The 17,584-nt window shown below is 41.3% G+C and carries 22 protein-coding genes, 1 other RNA gene and 1 pseudogene; 7 read left to right on the plus strand and 17 right to left on the minus strand.

All coding sequences use genetic code 11. The features are described from left to right. Positions 1-591 precede the first annotated feature (591 nt). The 3 genes from arcB to mtgA all read left to right on the plus strand — a co-directional run bounded on the left by arcB (position 592) and on the right by mtgA (position 4,500). Positions 592-2,889 (plus strand): aerobic respiration two-component sensor histidine kinase ArcB, encoded by a 2,298-nt coding sequence (arcB, locus tag Xhom_RS05865; RefSeq protein WP_069317812.1) that lies wholly within the window; start codon positions 592-594, stop codon positions 2,887-2,889. A gap of 236 nt (positions 2,890-3,125) precedes the next feature. Then, positions 3,126-3,779 (plus strand): isoprenoid biosynthesis glyoxalase ElbB, encoded by a 654-nt coding sequence (gene elbB, locus Xhom_RS05870; RefSeq protein ID WP_069317813.1) that lies wholly within the window; start codon positions 3,126-3,128, stop codon positions 3,777-3,779. A 4-nt stretch (positions 3,780-3,783) separates the two neighbouring features. Next, positions 3,784-4,500: a monofunctional biosynthetic peptidoglycan transglycosylase gene (gene mtgA / locus Xhom_RS05875; RefSeq protein WP_069317814.1), complete on the plus strand. Its 717-nt coding sequence runs from the start codon at positions 3,784-3,786 to the stop codon at positions 4,498-4,500. Positions 4,501-4,607: 107 nt separating this feature from the next. Here the strand turns inward: mtgA and dolP are convergent, their stop codons facing one another. The 4 genes from dolP to Xhom_RS05895 all read right to left on the minus strand — a co-directional run bounded on the left by dolP (position 4,608) and on the right by Xhom_RS05895 (position 8,139). After that, the gene (dolP, locus tag Xhom_RS05880) at positions 4,608-5,183 is read right to left on the minus strand and encodes a division/outer membrane stress-associated lipid-binding lipoprotein (RefSeq protein ID WP_069317815.1); all 576 of its coding nucleotides are present in this window, start codon (positions 5,181-5,183) and stop codon (positions 4,608-4,610) included. Between the two features lie 11 nt (positions 5,184-5,194). Then, the gene (gene diaA / locus Xhom_RS05885) at positions 5,195-5,785 is read right to left on the minus strand and encodes a DnaA initiator-associating protein DiaA (protein WP_069317816.1); all 591 of its coding nucleotides are present in this window, start codon (positions 5,783-5,785) and stop codon (positions 5,195-5,197) included. Positions 5,786-5,856: 71 nt separating this feature from the next. Then, positions 5,857-6,219, minus strand: a complete 363-nt coding sequence (locus Xhom_RS05890; RefSeq protein ID WP_099139653.1) for a YraN family protein — start codon at positions 6,217-6,219, stop codon at positions 5,857-5,859. 12 nt (positions 6,220-6,231) lie between these two features. Further along, positions 6,232-8,139 (minus strand): penicillin-binding protein activator, encoded by a 1,908-nt coding sequence (locus tag Xhom_RS05895; RefSeq protein ID WP_084023220.1) that lies wholly within the window; start codon positions 8,137-8,139, stop codon positions 6,232-6,234. 63 nt (positions 8,140-8,202) lie between these two features. Here Xhom_RS05895 and rsmI point away from each other — a divergent pair, with 63 nt between their 5' ends. Then, a complete protein-coding gene (gene rsmI, locus Xhom_RS05900) occupies positions 8,203-9,093 on the plus strand; it encodes a 16S rRNA (cytidine(1402)-2'-O)-methyltransferase (protein ID WP_069317819.1) in 891 nt (296 codons plus the stop codon). A 43-nt stretch (positions 9,094-9,136) separates the two neighbouring features. Continuing rightward, an RNA gene (rnpB, locus tag Xhom_RS05905) (RNase P RNA component class A) lies at positions 9,137-9,517 on the plus strand. A 105-nt stretch (positions 9,518-9,622) separates the two neighbouring features. Here rnpB and Xhom_RS05910 read toward each other — a convergent pair. Then, positions 9,623-10,339, minus strand: coding sequence for a pirin family protein (locus Xhom_RS05910; protein WP_069317820.1), 717 nt, complete (start codon positions 10,337-10,339; stop codon positions 9,623-9,625). A 114-nt stretch (positions 10,340-10,453) separates the two neighbouring features. Here Xhom_RS05910 and Xhom_RS05915 point away from each other — a divergent pair, with 114 nt between their 5' ends. Next, positions 10,454-11,350, plus strand: coding sequence for a LysR family transcriptional regulator (locus tag Xhom_RS05915; protein ID WP_069317821.1), 897 nt, complete (start codon positions 10,454-10,456; stop codon positions 11,348-11,350). 103 nt (positions 11,351-11,453) lie between these two features. Here the strand turns inward: Xhom_RS05915 and Xhom_RS05920 are convergent, their stop codons facing one another. The 11 genes from Xhom_RS05920 to Xhom_RS45695 form a co-directional block, all read right to left on the minus strand. Next, positions 11,454-11,849, minus strand: coding sequence for a DoxX family protein (locus Xhom_RS05920; RefSeq protein ID WP_069317822.1), 396 nt, complete (start codon positions 11,847-11,849; stop codon positions 11,454-11,456). 202 nt (positions 11,850-12,051) lie between these two features. Continuing rightward, positions 12,052-12,360 (minus strand): YqjK-like family protein, encoded by a 309-nt coding sequence (locus Xhom_RS05925; RefSeq protein WP_232326170.1) that lies wholly within the window; start codon positions 12,358-12,360, stop codon positions 12,052-12,054. Further along, the gene (locus Xhom_RS05930; RefSeq protein WP_069317823.1) at positions 12,353-12,754 is read right to left on the minus strand and encodes a phage holin family protein; all 402 of its coding nucleotides are present in this window, start codon (positions 12,752-12,754) and stop codon (positions 12,353-12,355) included. Before Xhom_RS05930 ends, Xhom_RS05925 begins: the two co-directional genes overlap by 8 nt. 1 nt (position 12,755) lies before the next feature. Then, positions 12,756-13,061: an ElaB/YgaM/YqjD family protein gene (locus Xhom_RS05935; RefSeq protein WP_069317824.1), complete on the minus strand. Its 306-nt coding sequence runs from the start codon at positions 13,059-13,061 to the stop codon at positions 12,756-12,758. Positions 13,062-13,298: 237 nt separating this feature from the next. Then, entirely contained in the window at positions 13,299-13,964 is a 666-nt protein-coding gene (locus Xhom_RS05940) for a DedA family protein (protein ID WP_069317825.1), read from the minus strand. A gap of 409 nt (positions 13,965-14,373) precedes the next feature. Further along, positions 14,374-14,988 (minus strand): LysE family translocator, encoded by a 615-nt coding sequence (locus tag Xhom_RS05945; protein WP_069317826.1) that lies wholly within the window; start codon positions 14,986-14,988, stop codon positions 14,374-14,376. A 10-nt stretch (positions 14,989-14,998) separates the two neighbouring features. Then, on the minus strand, positions 14,999-15,772 hold the full coding sequence (locus tag Xhom_RS05950; RefSeq protein WP_099139654.1) for a 2OG-Fe dioxygenase family protein: 774 nt from the start codon (positions 15,770-15,772) through the stop codon (positions 14,999-15,001). A 361-nt stretch (positions 15,773-16,133) separates the two neighbouring features. Next, positions 16,134-16,190 carry a hypothetical protein gene (locus Xhom_RS45680; RefSeq protein WP_418384946.1) on the minus strand — a complete coding sequence of 19 codons (57 nt, stop codon included), beginning with the start codon at positions 16,188-16,190 and terminating at the stop codon, positions 16,134-16,136. An 8-nt stretch (positions 16,191-16,198) separates the two neighbouring features. Further along, on the minus strand, positions 16,199-16,336 hold the full coding sequence (locus tag Xhom_RS45685; protein WP_084023224.1) for an IS1 family transposase: 138 nt from the start codon (positions 16,334-16,336) through the stop codon (positions 16,199-16,201). Next, the gene (locus tag Xhom_RS45690) at positions 16,333-16,473 is read right to left on the minus strand and encodes an IS1 family transposase (protein ID WP_084023225.1); all 141 of its coding nucleotides are present in this window, start codon (positions 16,471-16,473) and stop codon (positions 16,333-16,335) included. The genes Xhom_RS45685 and Xhom_RS45690 overlap by 4 nt, the downstream gene beginning before the upstream one ends. After that, positions 16,458-16,580, minus strand: coding sequence for an IS1-like element transposase (locus Xhom_RS45695; RefSeq protein WP_084023227.1), 123 nt, complete (start codon positions 16,578-16,580; stop codon positions 16,458-16,460). Before Xhom_RS45695 ends, Xhom_RS45690 begins: the two co-directional genes overlap by 16 nt. Positions 16,581-17,114: 534 nt before the next feature. Between Xhom_RS45695 and Xhom_RS05975 the strand changes: the two are divergent. Then, positions 17,115-17,354 (plus strand): annotated as a pseudogene (locus Xhom_RS05975) (cation:dicarboxylate symporter family transporter); the annotation flags it as partial. 32 nt (positions 17,355-17,386) lie between these two features. On the opposite strand, the gene Xhom_RS05980 reads toward Xhom_RS05975, so the two are convergent. Continuing rightward, positions 17,387-17,584, minus strand: a 198-nt coding sequence (locus Xhom_RS05980; protein ID WP_244590771.1) for an IS1 family transposase, incomplete at its 5' end; no start/stop codon positions are given.

Consider the following 17,584-nt stretch of genomic DNA (forward strand, 5'->3'; position numbering starts at 1 on the left):
GAGAGGATATAGATATATTATTTCTACAGGCGTCTGATTTGCGCCCTCAATCAAACACCACTTGTTTGATTGGCAATAACAAGCGGTAAATCAAAATGATGTCATGTCACTGCATAAATATGAGCTGGATGATTATCCAACAGGAGACTGTTCAGTGAATCCCCAACTTAGCGAGAAAAATAGAGCAGGTCAAATAAGGCTAAATGGCATTTTTTATGATGTGTTTTTATTTATCTAATTGAATTTTTTTTAAAAAAATCTTGTTTGAGGTTTTGTGACCCAGATCGTCAACCTGAAATAGTGTGATTTATATCACCAAAACAATAACATTATTTATTTCATATATGCTTTAAAATATGAATTATTCAGTTTTTTTATCTAATTTTATTTAAAATAATGGAATTATAGTTCGTATTATGTGTTCATCAAGTATAAATGACATGATTACTTTTTATTCTTTTAATTTAATGTGATTAATTATGCTTTAATTTTGATTTTTTATTCCATTGGGGTATTGAGAGTGATATCCCTCAACGAAGTTGAGTCTTTTTTACGTTATGATTCAATCTGGTAACTTTACTGGGAGTTGTTATGAAGCTGATTCGAGGGCTTGCTCAATATTATGTTGATTTGATGATGAAGCTAGGGCTGGTGCGTTTTTCGTTACTGCTCGCTTCTGCTCTGGTTATTCTTGCGATGGTTATGCAAATGGCGGTGACGTTTGTATTGCATGGAGAAGTGCATCGCATTGATTTAATACGCTCTATCTTTTTTGGTTTAGTGATCACCCCTTGGGCAGTTTATTTTCTTTCTATTGTGGTGGAGCAACTTGAAGAAGCCCGCCAGCGTGATGCGGCCTTGAATCTGCAACTCAAAGAAAATATTGCCCAATTGAATCAGGAGATCAGAGAAAGAGAGAAAGCGGAAAAAGCGCATCTGATATTGCTGGACAAGCTCAAGTTGGAAATGGAACATCGTGAAAAAACCCAGATTGAACTCGAACAGCAATCGGTCTTATTGCGTTCATTTTTAGATGCTTCTCCGGATCTGGTTTATTACCGTAATGAAGACAACGAATTTTCCGGCTGTAACCGGGCTATGGAACTGCTGACAGGCAAAAGTGAAAAAAACCTCATTGGCCTGACTCCAACCGATGTTTACGATAAAGAAATTGCCAATAAGGTGATGGAAACCGATGAAAAAGTTTTTCGTCACAATGTTTCTCTCACTTATGAACAGTGGCTGGTTTATCCCGATGGCCGCAAAGCCTGTTTTGAACTCAGAAAAGTTCCTTTTTACGATCTCGTTGGGAAGCGACACGGTCTGATGGGGTTTGGACGCGATATAACGGAGCGTAAGCGCTATCAGGATGCGTTGGAGAATGCCAGTAGGGATAAGAGCACTTTTATCTCTACGATTAGCCATGAGCTTCGTACGCCTTTAAATGGCATTGTTGGTTTGAGCCGGATCCTGATGGATACCGATTTAACACCAGAACAGTGTAAATATTTGAAGACGATTCATGTCAGTGCCATTACTCTTGGTAATATTTTTAATGATATCATTGAGTTAGATAAAATAGAGCGGCGTAAAATCCAGATTGATAAGCAACCGGTTGATTTCACCGGCTTTATGGCTGATTTGGAGAACATTTCGGGATTACTGGCCCAGCCGAAAGATATCAAATTTGTGTTGGAACCTGAACTACCCCTCCCCGCCAAGGTGTTGACTGATGGAACTCGCTTGCGACAAATTTTATGGAATTTAATTAGCAATGCCGTGAAATTTACGCCTAAAGGGGAAATTAAGGTTCGTATCTGGCGTGAAGATGGGGAGCGCCTGTTATTTGAGGTTACAGATTCTGGCATTGGCATTCCCGGTGATGAGCTAGAAAAAATCTTCGCCATGTATTACCAAGTGACAGACAGTGCCGGTGGACGCCCGGCGACGGGAACGGGTATCGGTCTTGCTGTCTCAAAGCGGCTTGCTCAAAGTATGGGTGGAGATATTGTTGTAACAAGCACAGTAGGTAAAGGCTCTTGCTTTACTTTGTCTGTCATTGCGCCTGCCATTGATGAACTGCCTGAAGGAGATGAAGAGCTGGATAGCATGCCATTACCTGCACTTAACGTCCTACTGGTGGAAGATATCGAACTGAACGTCATTGTTGCCCGTTCTGTACTGGAGAAATTGGGGAACAGTGTGGATGTCGCCATGAACGGACACGATGCACTGGCGATGTTTGACCCTGATGAATATGACTTAGTGTTATTGGATATCCAATTGCCGGATATGACGGGGCTTGATATTGCCCGTCAGTTACACCAGCGTTATCCCGCTCAATCCTTGCCTCCATTGATTGCACTAACTGCCAATGTTTTAAAAGATAGAAAAGAATATCTTGATGCTGGTATGGACGATGTACTCAACAAGCCACTCTCTGTGAAGGAGCTGATCGCTATGATGGGAAAATATTGGGGCAAGACATCTGAATCTGAAGACACATTACAGGAGACAGGTATTGTGAAGAAGGATGAAGAGTTGCTCGACACGGAGATGCTTAACCAATACATCGAATTGGTGGGACCAAAAATGATCGCTGACAATCTGGTTATTTTTGAGACCATGATGCCAAATTATCTTGCCTTACTGGATTCAAACATGACGGCCAGAGATCAGAAGGGCATTACGGAAGAGGCGCATAAAATCAAGGGGGCGGCTGGCTCTGTCGGGTTGCGTCACTTGCAGCAGTTGGCTCAACAGATTCAATCACCTGATTTACCGGCATGGTGGGATAATGTGCAGGAGTGGGTGGATGAATTAAAGTTGGAATGGAAGACTGATATAGAAATATTGAGAAACTGGTTATCGGACGCTACAAAAAAATAACCCCAACCGAAGTTGGGGTGCGCGAATACTGCGCCAACACCAGGGAAACTTGTTTACCCGCTTATCCTAAGATTTTTTTCAATGCGAGTAATTAAAAAATTCTTCCACATAGAATACAAGTACCAACATAGCAAAGATAAGATTTTTTGTTACAAGATTCATTAAAATCTGTGATGAAGATTGGTGTTTAACCCTCTAAGGGGTTAAGCATTAATCTACTACAATTGGAGAGAAATATGAAATCTGTTGCCGTTATATTGAGTGGATGTGGAGTCTACGATGGAAGTGAAATTCACGAATCAGTTCTGACTATGCTCTCTTTAAGCCGTTTGGGGGCTGATGTGTCTTTTTTTTCGCCTGATGAATCACAACATCATGTAATTAATCACCTTAATGGAGAAGAGAAACAAGAGGTTCGCCACATAATGGAAGAATCTGCTCGTATAACCCGGGGGAATATACAGCCTCTCTCTAAAGTTGATATTAATAAATTGGATGCGTTGATTATTCCGGGAGGGTTTGGGGCAGCTAAGAATTTATGTAATTTCGCATATAAAGGATCAGATTGCGAAATAAATAAAGAATTATTAAGTGTGGTGCGTGAAATGCATCAACAAGGCAAGCCAATGGGGTTTATATGTATTTCGCCCGTTATGGTACCTAAGATATTGGGCACTCCGATAAAAGTAACCATTGGTAATGATCCTGTAACAGCCGCTCAAATAGAGAAAATGGGGGGGATACATGTTGAGTGTCCTGTTGACGACATTGTCGTTGATTTTAAAAATAAAATTGTAACAACACCTGCTTATATGCTTGCTGAGTCATTATCCCAAGCAGAAAAAGGAATTGATAAGTTGGTTCGAAAAATATTGGAAATGATTGAGTAAAAGGATGAAAAGTCCATTTTCAATATTATGGTGCTGGTTGAAAAGAATTGTCGTATCTATCACAGTTCTGTGGTTTGTTGCTGTAATAGCGTTTTCATTTCTGCCGGTACCGTTTTCTATGGTGATGATAGAGCGACAAATGGGCGCTTTAATGTCAATTAATTTATCTTATGTTTTTCGTTCCTCATGGGTAGATCAGAATCAAATTTCACCTTACATGACATTAGCCGTGATTGCGGCTGAGGATCAAAAATTTCCAAAACACTGGGGATTTGATTTTGATGCTATCGAAACCGCGATAGAACATAATAAAAAATATCAGAAACGGATTCGGGGGGCTTCAACCATCACTCAACAGACAGCCAAAAATTTATTTTTATGGGAAGGGCGTAGTTGGGTGAGAAAGGGATTAGAGGCGGGAATGACCGCTGGGCTGGAGATACTGTGGTCAAAGAAACGTATTTTGACTGTCTATCTCAATATTGCTGAGTTTGGCAATGGCATTTTTGGGGTTGAAGAAGCCGCACAACATTACTTCCGTAAGCCAGCCGGACGATTGACGGCTTCTGAAGCTGCATTGCTTGCTGCTGTATTACCAAACCCCCATCGTTATCAAGTGAATGAACCTTCTGCCTATGTGTTGCGGCGTCAGCAATGGATTTTGCGGCAAATGCAGTTGATGGGAGGAGAGAATTACTTAAAACAAAATAAATTGATATAACCGTCATTTTTCAAGCGGTGGGTGGCGGCACCGATTTGTGCCGCCTTGATAGGCTTTAATGGGGCGATTTAGTTAGGAGCGTTTGTTTAAAGGGTTAGCTGAAAGAGTTAGTTGAGATAAGTAAACGCGATTGTTACGCGTTTAACGCCGCTGATTTCGCTGGCAATTTTTGCAGCAGCCGTTCCTTCTTGATGGGTGACAACGCCAAACAAAAATACCTCACCATTCTCTGTCACTACTTTAATGCTGGATGACTTCACTTCATCACTGGTTAAAATTTTGGAACGCACTTTGGTTGTCAGCCAAGTGTCCACGGAAGCTGTACCTAATGTAACAGGATTACCTTGTCGAATTTCGTTATACACCAATTTGGTGCCTTCAACTTTTGAGGCGATTTGTCTTGCACGGTCAGCCAATGCTTCATTGGGGCTTTGTCCGGTTAAAAGAACTTTGCCCTGATACACAGTCACAACCACACGGGTTTGTGCTTTAATTTGTGGATCTTTGTTAATAGCAGTGCTGACACGGGCTTCCAGCGTACTATCGTCAACTTGTTGTCCGATTGTTCGTGGGTCTGTGCCCGCTTTTGTGGCAATCGCAGCAGAGCCGACAACAGCAGCACCAATGCATCCTTGTAATAGCATTGCGCTGAAACAGATCACTAATAGAGAAAATAACCTCATGACTTGGCTCCTTACTCATCCTGATGAGGAAATAGCGTGTTATCGATTAAGTCGCACAAACAGTTAATTGTCAACATATGGACTTCTTGGATCCTGATGCTGTGATGTGAAGGAATACGGATTTCAACATCCTGTGGCCCTAATAATCCTGCTACTTCACCACCATCGTAACCTGTCAGGGCAACAATTGTCATATCCCGCGTGACAGCGGCTTCCACGGCCTTGATGATATCCCGACTGTTGCCATGTGTAGAAATGGCGAGCAGGACGTCTCCAGCGTGTCCCAGGGCCCTGACTTGTTTGGCGTAGATTTCGTCAGGTTGTTTACTGCTGGTGATGGCTGTTATCACCACATTATCGGTATTCAGAGACAGGGCTGGCAGGCTTGGCCGCTCTGTTTCAAAACGGTTGATCATGCTGGCCGCGAAACGCTGTGCGGTTGCCGCAGACCCACCATTACCGCAGCAAAGAATTTTATTGCCGTTCAGCAGTGATTGCACCATCATCATTGCGGCGCGAGAGATTGCGTCGGGTAATGCTTCTGCTGCTGCGATTTGAGTTTGAATACTTTCTGTAAAGCAGACTTTAATTCTATCCAGCACGTTATGACCTATGTGTATTGAAATCTATTTATTAGCGAGCAAATTGAGGAGCTATTGCAATAGCTCCTCACTCAGGAGAAGGCATTTTTCAGCCATTCAAATTTCTGACCCGTAATCGCACAAACATCAAAGCGGCATGAGGCTGTTTCCAGACATTCATTGCGTTGGTACAGCCAAACAGCGGCTGTATGTAATAATTTTCTGCGCTTGCTTTGAGTAATTGTAGCAGTGGCATCACCATACTGTGCGTTCTGGCGGTAACGGACTTCGACAAATATCCATGTGTGTTTATCACGCATGATCAGATCGATTTCCCCACCGCGGATTTTCACATTCTCAGCAACAAAGGCAAGCCCTTGTTTTTGCAAAAACTGTTTGGCCTGATGTTCGTAATGGCGTCCCAGCGCATAGCGATTGATTTTTAGGTTTCTCATCATCTATGAGGTTTATTGTACCGTATTATCGTCAGCAAAATTATTCACATCATCTGAATTCTTCGCACTGTCAGTGTCGTTGGTCTTGTCAGCTGAACCTTCGAGTTCGATGCGCCCTTTATTGAACTGCATCCAAGGCAGTTGGCGCAAGATGATGCAATTATCCGTGACGGAAAGCTCTCCTGTTGCACCATTCAGTCGGAATCCAGCGTATTTTTGTTCTTGAGAAAATTGTTTTTGAGCAAACTGATTGGCCAATGACCATGCATCTATTCCCATTGCGTAGAGACGCATTAGGTTGTAATCATTGGCAAATTTTTTAGCCGCGTGCTGCATCAGTGGCACATTCATACCCGTCAATAATGGGATATCACTAAACTGCATACCATCCATCTCCAGACGGAAATCCGGGCCAGTACCTGATTTATTTCCCCGTGAACTGGCATAGAGAGCCGGTTTTTTGCGGGAATTGATTGCCATATCGATCATTGGCTTGATGGTTGTCAGTTCATCCGCTGTCGCAACAATGTAAACGGCGTCTACTGCGCCTTTGATTGAACTTGTAGAACTTGTGGAAATAACAGGCTCGTTTGTGTTGTTCTGTGTCATGCTGGTATTTGATAAAGATGCACTGACAGAAACCGGTGTACCTGACAAGCGGATACCAACACCACGGTTCATGGATTGTCTCATTTCACCCAGCGTTCCGAACGTTTGCTGTAATACCGACTGTCCACCCAGTTTCTGCCATTCATCAGCAAAGGTTTTTGCTATTCGACGGCCAAATTCTGTGCGAGGTATTAAGACCAGAGGATTGCGTTTCTGCTGCTGCCAGATATGCATGGCGGCACTTTTCACTTCATCTTCTGGAGACAGGGAAAAATAGCAGACATTTGGACGCATTTGTGCCACATCCAACTTATTGAGGGCCAGAACATTCAACGGTGTTTCAATTTGTGCCAATTCTTCTACATTTTGTTTCAATAATGGTCCAACAACTAACGTAACGCCATCTTGTTCCGCTTGTGCCAGCAGGTTGGCGAGTGGCTGGCTGGTGGTGTCATAGATTTTTATATCTTCAACAGTGACGGGAGCATCATTCATTGTGGCGGATGTTGATGCTGGCGCTAATGTTGCCGGCGTTGTTTCTTCTTCGGTCGGTGCGCTATCAGGCATTGCGGCTATTTCTGGATTTGCTTCGCCACTATTTACCGTAGCTGATGCTGCCGTATTTGATGGCCCCACACCGTTTGGATTGGCAATGCTTGATGGATTACCCGTGTTTGGTTCGGCAACATTGACGGGCAATGAAGGCTTGGGTAATCCTTTTTGGGCATCGAGGAAACCTTGTCGAATGGCTTCACCGAATTTTTTTGCCTGACCGTTCAATGGCAGGAATAATCCGAATGTGACACGGTTGTCTTTTGGCTCAAGCTGCACTTGTTGCAGCGCAGAGGGTAAACTATGTGCCGCAGGATTGCTTGAATAGCGGATCCTCCAATCATCTACGGCAGAACGCAGTTTATTGCGATCTTGTTTATTGGTCTGGTAAGTGCTGAGTAAATCAAGCCAGCCCTGCAACGTATATTCGTTGGCATTAATGACTAATTCATTGAGTTGCTGTGGGGAAAGATGGGTCAGTGCTTGCCATGTATCATCGATATTTTTCTGGCGAGCAGCTTCATTTGCTGCATGAGGCTCCAGCGCAATATAAGCACGGATAACATCCAGTGAAGGATGATTATGAGCTGCGTCAATAATGGCTTGATAGCGGTTAATCTCCGCGCTGATATTGTCCTGAGGTTGAGAAGTTGGTTGCCCTTGCTGTTCGGGCATGGTACACCCTGCAATAACCATAGTCGACAGCAGCGCTGTATAGACTAAACCAGTTTTGAAACGCACAAAAATTGAGGGAAGCATACTGTATCCAGTGATGTTTTTTTCAAAGATGCTCAATTTTAAATCGGTCATTCGGATGAAACAATGAATCAAACCAATCGAGCAGTGGTTACGACATCCACGCTATATGTTGTGCCAACCCCTATTGGAAACTTAGGGGATATTACTCAGCGTGCTCTTGAAGTTCTTAAACATGTCGATCTGATTGCAGCCGAAGATACGCGACACACTGGCTTGTTGCTTCAACATTTTGCCATTAATGCGCGCATGTTCGCACTTCATGATCATAATGAACAGCAGAAAGCAGATCAATTGCTGGCGAAACTGGAGCAAGGTATCAGCATCGCATTGGTGTCTGATGCAGGTACACCTTTGATCAACGATCCGGGTTATCACCTTGTTCGTCGTTGCCGTGAAGCGGGAATCAACGTCGTCCCTCTACCCGGCCCCTGCGCAGCAATTACGGCACTGTCTGCTGCGGGGCTGCCTTCTGATCGTTTTTGCTATGAAGGTTTCTTGCCTGCAAAAAGTAAAGGACGTCAGGATACACTGCGTGAATTGGCACAGGAACCGCGAACGCTGATTTTCTACGAATCGACACATCGCCTGCTGGACAGTTTAGAAGATATTGTGGAAGTGTGGGGCCCAGATCGTTATGTCGTGTTGGCAAGGGAATTAACCAAAACGTGGGAATCTATTCAAGGAAAGCCCGCAGGTGAGCTTCTGGCGTGGATTAAGGAAGATGAAACTCGCCGGCGGGGTGAAATGGTTTTGATCGTGGAAGGGTATCGCAAGCCTGCGGATGACAGCTTGCCACCGGATGCTTTGCGGACATTGGCATTATTGCAGAAAGAGTTACCGTTGAAAAAGGCGGCAGCACTGGCAGCAGAGATTCACGGTGTGAAGAAAAATGCCTTGTACCGCTATGCGCTTGATCAGGTTTCTACCCTTGATCAAATTGAAGAAGATGCATGAAAACCCCTATACATTGGGTATTAAACCTCTTATAATCCGCGCCGGAGTTGACCAGACAGTCGCTGCTTTATTCTCTCCCTCGGGGGAAAGTAAAGGGGAGGAAAGTCCGGGCTCCATAGGGCAGGGTGCCAGATAACGTCTGGGAGGTGAAAGCCTACGACCAGTGCAACAGAGAGTAAACCGCCGATGGCTCATTTTTGTAAAAAAGTGAGATCAGGTAAGGGTGAAAGGGTGCGGTAAGAGCGCACCGCGCGACTGGCAACAGTTCGTGGCACGGTAAACTCCACCCGGAGCAAGACCAAATAGGGGTTCAAATGGTACGGCCCGTACCGAACCCGGGTAGGTTGCTTGAGCCAGTGCGCAAGTGCTGGCCTAGATGAATGGCTGTCCAAGACAGAACCCGGCTTATCGGTCAACTTCACAAATTTAGCCCTATAGAGCAGATGCTTTATAGGGCTTATTCATTTTATGACCGGATGAAATTAGCATCAAAGCTAACAACCAACTAGCTATCCACCAGCCAAAGCAATCAATCCGCCAAATCAATTAACAGTCCTCGAAATGGGGTATCTGCCAGTAATGTTATTTCTTGCTCTTCCTGAATAAATATCCCGTCCCCACATTTAATTTCTACGTCTGTATTCTGGTGGCCGTTAACCTTGTTGCTGTTAACCCTTGCATTGCCACTGATGGATTGCAGATAGGCATGATTGCCCCGTAATGGCAAACGTTGGCTATCACGATTTTTGACAACCAAATAGCTTATCCATACCTGTTGGCGCAGAAGCATACTATTATCTTCTGATGTCGGTGAGGCCAGCAATGTTAATGGCTTATTTGTGAGTGTCTTGCGTTGCAAGGGCTGTGGCTCTTGCTGGGAGCAGGCATTGAGCCAAAGTTGTAATCGTGTCAGTGGCACTTTGTCACTGGTATTATGCTCACTGTAACTTACCCCGTGACGGGTAGAAAACAGTAGGCAATCTCCTTGTTTTGCATGAACGTGATTTCCTTCACTATCACGATATTGAGCTTCTCCTTGCAGGATAATATTTAAAATATCAACATGAGGATAAGACTTAGGCTGGAATTCGGCTTTTGGCGCGAGAACTTCTTGATTAAGAACACGCAGTGCCCGGTAATTCAGAAAATTTGGATCAAAATAATGACCAAATGAAAAAGTATAGCGAGCCTGTAACCAGCCATAATCGGCTTTTCCGCATTGATTTGCTGTTCTCATTATTATCATAGCTGTCATCTCTTTAACCAATAAAACAATTAGCTTCGATCTTAATTATCTGGACGTTGAAATGTTAGCCAGTTAATCTGGCGACTATATTCAAAATTACTGATTGAGAAAAATATGGGCAAAGAGCGTGCTCTTACATTGGAATCCTTGCGGGTCATGGATGCAATAGACCGGCGGGGAAGTTTTGCAGCGGCAGCGGATGAATTAGGACGAGTGCCTTCCGCGCTGAGCTATACCATGCAGAAATTGGAAGAAGAGCTGGATGTGGTGTTGTTTGATCGCTCTGGTCATCGCACGAAATTTACCAATGTGGGACGGATGCTGCTGGAACGGGGAAGGTTATTGCTTGAAGCCGCAGATAAACTGACGTCGGATGCAGAAGCACTTGCCCGTGGTTGGGAAACACACCTGACGATTGTGTGTGAAGCCTTGTTCCCGATTGAATCACTTTTTCCTCTGGTAGACAAATTGGCGAATAAATCGAATACCCAGCTTTCGTTAATGACCGAAGTGCTGGCCGGAGCGTGGGAGAGGCTGGAAACGGGATATGCTGATATTGTGATTGCACCAGATCTTCATTTTAGGGCATCTTCGGAAGTTAACTCACGCGTACTTTATTCCATGAACAACGTCTATGTTGCCAGTGTGGATCATCCTATCCATCAAGAACCAGAGCCTTTGTCTGATGCGACGCGGGTGAAGTACCGCGGGATAGCGGTTGCGGATACTGCAAGGGAGCGCCCTGTGCTGACAGTTCAATTATTGGATAAACAGCCACGTCTGACGGTAAGTAAGTTAGAAGACAAACACCGGGCACTGTTGGCTGGGTTGGGAGTGGCAACCATGCCATATCCGATGGTAGAGCGGGATATTGCTGAAGGGCGTTTGCGTGTGGTTGGCTCGGAGTACAGTAATGAAAGCAACATTATCATGGCATGGCGGCGTGATAGCATGGGAGAAGCCAAATCTTGGTGCCTGCGTGAAATTCCCAAACTGTTTTTTAAAAAATAAGCTAGCCGATGATGATAAAAATCCCCTGATTGAGAATGAACAGTCAGGGGATTTTTTGTATTTACTTGAGATATTTCAGGTTAAAACCCATCAATAAGATAAATTACCAAGCTTTCTTCAAGACACGATCAATACTGTATTTTCCGGGCCCCATCATAGCCAGCATCAAATAGCCTGCGCCGATAGCAAAGTTTTTCAGGAACATAGTCTGGTTCATGTCATTTGAAAAATCATTGTGGAACAGAATTGCTGTCAAAATACAGAAAATGAATGTAAATACTGCTGTGGTACGGGTCAGCAGGCCGAACATCACGGCAAGGCCACCACCGAGTTCCAGTAAGATAGTCAGTGGCAATAAAATTCCTGGCACCTTCATGGCTTCCATAAATTCCTGCGTTCCCGCATAAGCGCTACCCAACTTTCCATATCCTGCGATGATGAAAAGAACCGATATTAAAATACGGGCGATCAACAGGCCACTATCTTCAAATTTTTTCATGATTGTCTCCAATAATACCGTGGGTAACGATAAATAAGTTGTCTGTATCGATTAAAATGACCAATAAATGGACAAAAAAGCACAATTTGTTAATCATTAGTTGATGGCGGTATTCTAAGGAGAGGTGTTATTTGTTGATAGTAAGGAATATTAACAATTTCATGCAGTTTTTTTGAAGGAATTACCAAGTAAAGGTAAACTACTACTCATGTAGTGTATTTCGCACGGTTTGCACGATCCCTAATATGCTAATAATACGGCGTGACCAGCGAAAAAATTTGGTTGGATGACGTAGAGCATAAAGCAGGGCAATGCCAGAACCAATGACAGCATAGGGTTTGAAGGTCAGTAAGGTCTGCCAGCCTTTATCATAAGGTTGTGTGATTTCAAGCCAGTGCTGGCTGCAGGCAGAGAGTGATTGGCGTTGTTGTTGGATCTCTTGTAACAGTTGCTGTTTTCGCAATTTGAGTTGCTGACCCCGTGAACTATTCATATCCTGTGAATTAGTCATGATGGTCATCCTTCAGCATTTTGCTATCAACACTCAATTGTTCTCGGGTTGCATGAAGAAAAGTCAGCTTTCGTGCTTTTTTGAGTGTCCATATTGCACCAAAAGCGGCGAGAATCAGTAGTGTTCCGGCAGTAATGGCCATTGCCGTAATTCGGTAGACTGGGTCGACAGCCAAAAATATCAATATCAACAGGCACATCAGGCCAAAGCCTGCGAATAACATGGTGAACCCTACCATCAGCAATAGTTGTACCAGTATGGTTGCACCTTCCTCCAACTCAACAGCAACAAGTTGAAGACGGGTTTCAACCATGCGAACAACAATTGCTGTTACTCGCCGTAAAGTATCAAAGAGCCCTTTGCCAGGGCCTTGTGAGTGAGGTGTTTGGGTCATCTTAGCGCCTTGAAAGCAGCACGCCCAATACTACGCCGACAGCAGCGCCAATACCTACACCAGTCCATGGATTGTCACGGACATAATTATCTGCACGACCTGCAATTTCTTTAGTTTGATCAATCAGTTTATCGTTAACATCACTGAGTGTAGCACGTGCATCTTTTAGTGTGCGTTCTGCTTTACTGCGCAGTTTTTCCAGTTCAGCTTTTGATTTTTCACCGGAGTTATTGAGAACTTCTTCCAGAGTATCCGCAATGGATTGTAACTCAGCACGTAAATCTTCAGAGTTTTGTTTCTGTGGCATTACCTATCTCCTGAAATATACGGTGGATGAATCTCTACCATAGTCGCTTTTGTGAGGAGTTAAAAGGTTGAGTAGATGAAAAATTGTCATACTATGTGCCGAATTAATCTTAAATACTGTTTAATATGGATGGGTAATACAGTAATAGGTAAGGTAAAACAGGTAGGGAGAGTGATGCCCTGTGGTATGTTTTTCAGCAATACCACAGGGAAAAAGCAGAATAACGTAATCGGATGGCTATAGAGAATTATTGGCGCGTTTTTTGCGCCAAATGACCGTCAAGCTGCCTATTAAGCCGATAATTAACAGACCCAGTGGTAACAGCATTAAGAAATTCATCAGATATTCTTCGTACTGGCGGAAAAAAGGACTTTTACCGAGCGCATAGCCCAACGTTGTCAGGATAATCACCCACAAGAATCCACTGAGCCAATTGAATAGTTGAAAACGTCCATTATTCAGCCCGGCCAACCCGGCCAGTGTTGGTAATAATGTTCTGATAAAAGCAAGGAAACGGCCTATCAATAAGGCAGATAAACCATGACGATGGAATAAGTTATGTGCGCGCTGATGATAATGTTCGGGAAGGTGCGATAGCCAGCCCTGAACTAATTTAGTATTACCAAGCCACCGTCCCTGAAGATATCCAACCCAGCACCCAAGGCTGGCCCCAGCGGTAAGAATGGCTAAAGTTATCGGAAAACTCATGGCATCTTTTGCGATCAGGACGCCAACTAATATCAATAGACTATCGCCCGGTAAAAATGCGGCAGGCAATATCCCATTTTCTAAAAACAGGATAGTAAATAGTAGGATGTAAATCGCCCATACTAATGAGGGGTTAGCGAGTGTTTCGTAATCTTGGTGCCAAAGTGCATAAATAAGGTCTGTTACAATTTCCATCAAATGTTCCTAAAACGCGGGTTAAGGATTGCATCTTGCTTTTATGGTGCATTTATGGTGATTTTCTATTCGGTGCTTTGAAATACAAAGCATTAAATACCGATGTCATGAAATGCTCTCGAAATCCCTTCAAGATGGCATAAAGATTGACTGTAACACTTTAACAAAATCAGCAGGTACGAGACAGAAAATTTTGGTGAAGAATTGGACTCTTAGTTTTGAATGAATAGATTTTTTAGTTCGGTATCATTAGAATACAGTCACAGTGTGGGATAAAAAAATAAGACACCAGTGACATAGATAACGATATGACTGGTGTAACAAAATTGCAAATTAGAAAAGGGCATAGGTGGTTATGAGGTTTTCTTATCACTGCTTCATGTTGAAATTGTTATGAATAATGACTTTGTTATATTAATTGTGAAAGCATCAGCCATAAACCAAGCATGGCAAGTACTATACCTATAAACATATTTATAGCTTTTTGTTTATTCAATAAACTTACTCTTAACCTATTGCTGGACAAAAAGTAAGCAACAAAAATAAACCATATTAAATGGGAAAAAGACATAAATAATCCATACAAAATTTGTATATATAATGGAGTGGAAAAACTTACAACTTGTGTGTAAACACTAAGGACAAATAAGGTCGTTTTGGGATTTAATGCATTAGTAAAAAAACCATTCTTGAAAGAAGAAAAATTACCTATAACGTCTAATTTTTCGCTATTGTTAAAAGAAATATTTTTACTTATAAAAGTTTTATAACCTATATATATTAGATAGAATGCACCAATCGTTCTTATTGCAATGAAAAGGCTGGGGGTTTGACTTATTAATATTCCGATGCCAACAAGAGTATAAAAAACATGAACTAAGACTCCTATAGAAATTCCTAATGATGAGTAAACGCCTGATTTACGGCCATAAATCAGACTATTTCTTGTTATCATAGCAAAATCAGCCCCTGGGCTAATGACTGCTAAAAGAGTTATTGTTGCAACAGCCAATAGTTCAATCATTTTATTACTCTTATTTTTTTCTGAAAGTTATAACAAGCATATCTCTTATTGCTTTTTTCTCTCTATCTTTTCTAAATATAGGGCTAACTCCATGAAATAGTTCTTTATCATTTAATATTACCATTTCAAAAGTATTTTTCATGGTGAATGAGATTAATTTATTTTGGTTTTTATCATAAATAGTACTTCCCCCGCCAATGCAATTATTTCTGGTTATGCAAATCATGATAACATAATCTACACCATCTCTATGTATTCCTTCAGGAGTTGGTTTTCCTATTTGATTATCTGTTGATTCAATTCTAAATTGATGAGTTTCTATATGCCAATTTCCTACTGGTGATAACTCTGTGAATAAATCATGTGATAAATAGAATATGCTTTCCATTATTTCACCTTTAATTATTTCATTCGCTATTGGTTCATAATGCCTAGCTATATTACCATTTAGATTATTATAGTATTTTGTCTGGAAGTGAGGCTGATGATCTTCTAGTTCCACTCTTCCTGAAGTGACGTCTGAACTTAACGTTGCATATCTTCGTTTCCTATATTTACCTCCATCTCCCATATACTGGTCAGCTTCTAATTCATTCCAGCTGTTTATAAAATTTTTGATTTCAATCGTTTTTTTATTTGCATTTTTTCTTATTAGCTCTAGTGAATGTTCTGGATTTAAGTAAACAAAGTGTTTGTCTTTTATTTGTTCTATGATAAATTTTTTAATATCGTCACTAGTAGCTTTTTGATAGAAAAGGTGATTGTTAATCATATTGTTAAACATAATGATTCCATTTTTTATATGTGGGATTTTATATTTTGTTCGGTTTTTTTATTTATAAATGATAAATTTTATTTTTGCAAGATAAATGATTTTTTGTGATGGTGATGTTAGATTTGAAATAGTAACTTATAAAATAATTATATTTTATTATGGTGACTGTTGTTTATAATTTTTTTGTAAATAAAAGTTGGGGGTAATAAATCAATAAAGCCAACAAAATTATTCTCAATGTGTAATTATTGGCTTTTAATCCAATTTTTGCTATGATCTCGAAGGGTTGTAATAATGTTTTTCAATATATGCGCCAATCAACTTTTCGTGGATTTCTATCTAACGTGAGTAACAAATTTTTTATTGATAATTACTTAATATGAATGCGCAGATTGAAATTATGCCGCTCGATGCGTTGGGTAAAAATTTTTCCTACTAAATATTTTTCAAGCTCAACTTCTCTGGTGTAGCTCCCCGGTCATCGGTTGTTATGAAACGAATGCTAAAAGGGGTCAGTAAGTCGAGCAATTTGCGGTAGGTTGCACCGGTTAGCGGACCGAATTGTTCTATTATCTGTTTTTTATATCAAACACATATAAAAGAAAATGACGTTGTTTTTTGTTACCAACAAAAGACCATAGTTCATTCAATTCACAGATGAGAGTGACGTTTTCGTAAACAAGCTGTCTCTTTGTTACTTGTTTTGGCAAGAGTTTTTTAGAGCGCGTATTACCGTGTTGATACCGACACTTAAAACATGGCCAGTGTCTCTCACACCAGAGGCACTCATTGCTATACCAACAATTTTCTCTTTCATGTCAGGTTTATGACCACATTGTAACGATAGTTAAGTTAAAAGGTTTTCCGGTAATCCTTGCAATAATAGCGAAAGAGGCTTGCTTTACCTGTCCCATGTTTATGTACAGGTTCGGTTTGACCGCAATATCGGCAAACAACTTCCATCGTGACAGTTATATTAGGGTTCTACTAAAAAAAGCACAAAAATATCAAATTAACGCTTTAGAGTCATGGCCGAGTTTTTCATAAAAAGTATATTTTTGTCATATTGATAATGATAAATAATGCTGCGTAATTTATAAGTTAGGTGAATAAATTTAATTATCTGGGTATAAAAAATACTGAAATTATATTATGAAACTTAATTCGATATGGTGTGTGTTATATGATAATTGTCGTTTTGATCACATAAATGTAAGTGACTTGTTATCTAGAGTTGTATTTTTTGTGTATTGTAGCTAATTATTATTTATAGTTATCCCCATTTTTTGTGCTGGGAAAGTAAACACAAAACACTAGGCTTATAGAGCCAAAAATATTAAATGGACAGACTATGGCAATACAACAAAAAGGCTTCTTGCAATATATTATGCGCGGAAGTTTAGTTGCACAAATATCAATAGGTTTAATTGCAGGAATATTATTGGCATGGTTGGCACCATCTGTTGCGAAGTCGGCTGGTATATTAGGAACACTTTTTATTGGTGCTTTGAAAGCGGCAGCGCCTGTATTAGTATGGGTGTTAGTCATGTCTTCAATTGCTAACCATAAAGCAAGACAAAAAAGCAGTGTTCTCGGTCATGTATTAAATAGTTAGATTGAATATCAAAAATAGTACTCACGCTCAATAAAAGTTCCTATCACCTTATCGTGCATTTCTTCGGATTTTGAATAACTGATAGTTTTTCTATTCAGTCTTTTTATTCGAGTACGCTGAGTTAAATTCGTTCTCTCTATACGCTGAGTAAACGTCTTTCCAGTCAGGTGATCTTCCTCGGGAAGGTTATCATAAACAACATAATC

The sequence above is a fragment of the Xenorhabdus hominickii genome (assembly GCF_002632725.1).
GTDB lineage: Bacteria > Pseudomonadota > Gammaproteobacteria > Enterobacterales > Enterobacteriaceae > Xenorhabdus > Xenorhabdus hominickii.

Coding starts and splice junctions, on each gene's coding strand:
- arcB (WP_069317812.1), top strand. CDS start 592: ATGAAGCTGATTCGAGGGCTTGCTCAATATTATGTTGATTTGATGATG.
- elbB (WP_069317813.1), top strand. CDS start 3,126: ATGAAATCTGTTGCCGTTATATTGAGTGGATGTGGAGTCTACGATGGA.
- mtgA (WP_069317814.1), top strand. CDS start 3,784: ATGAAAAGTCCATTTTCAATATTATGGTGCTGGTTGAAAAGAATTGTC.
- dolP (WP_069317815.1), bottom strand. CDS start 5,183: ATGAGGTTATTTTCTCTATTAGTGATCTGTTTCAGCGCAATGCTATTA.
- Xhom_RS05890 (WP_099139653.1), bottom strand. CDS start 6,219: ATGAGAAACCTAAAAATCAATCGCTATGCGCTGGGACGCCATTACGAA.
- Xhom_RS05895 (WP_084023220.1), bottom strand. CDS start 8,139: ATGCTTCCCTCAATTTTTGTGCGTTTCAAAACTGGTTTAGTCTATACA.
- rsmI (WP_069317819.1), top strand. CDS start 8,203: ATGAATCAAACCAATCGAGCAGTGGTTACGACATCCACGCTATATGTT.
- Xhom_RS05910 (WP_069317820.1), bottom strand. CDS start 10,339: ATGATAATAATGAGAACAGCAAATCAATGCGGAAAAGCCGATTATGGC.
- Xhom_RS05915 (WP_069317821.1), top strand. CDS start 10,454: ATGGGCAAAGAGCGTGCTCTTACATTGGAATCCTTGCGGGTCATGGAT.
- Xhom_RS05920 (WP_069317822.1), bottom strand. CDS start 11,849: ATGAAAAAATTTGAAGATAGTGGCCTGTTGATCGCCCGTATTTTAATA.
- Xhom_RS05925 (WP_232326170.1), bottom strand. CDS start 12,360: ATGACTAATTCACAGGATATGAATAGTTCACGGGGTCAGCAACTCAAA.
- Xhom_RS05930 (WP_069317823.1), bottom strand. CDS start 12,754: ATGACCCAAACACCTCACTCACAAGGCCCTGGCAAAGGGCTCTTTGAT.
- Xhom_RS05935 (WP_069317824.1), bottom strand. CDS start 13,061: ATGCCACAGAAACAAAACTCTGAAGATTTACGTGCTGAGTTACAATCC.
- Xhom_RS05940 (WP_069317825.1), bottom strand. CDS start 13,964: ATGGAAATTGTAACAGACCTTATTTATGCACTTTGGCACCAAGATTAC.
- Xhom_RS05945 (WP_069317826.1), bottom strand. CDS start 14,988: ATGATTGAACTATTGGCTGTTGCAACAATAACTCTTTTAGCAGTCATT.
- Xhom_RS05950 (WP_099139654.1), bottom strand. CDS start 15,772: ATGTTTAACAATATGATTAACAATCACCTTTTCTATCAAAAAGCTACT.
- Xhom_RS45695 (WP_084023227.1), bottom strand. CDS start 16,580: ATGAAAGAGAAAATTGTTGGTATAGCAATGAGTGCCTCTGGTGTGAGA.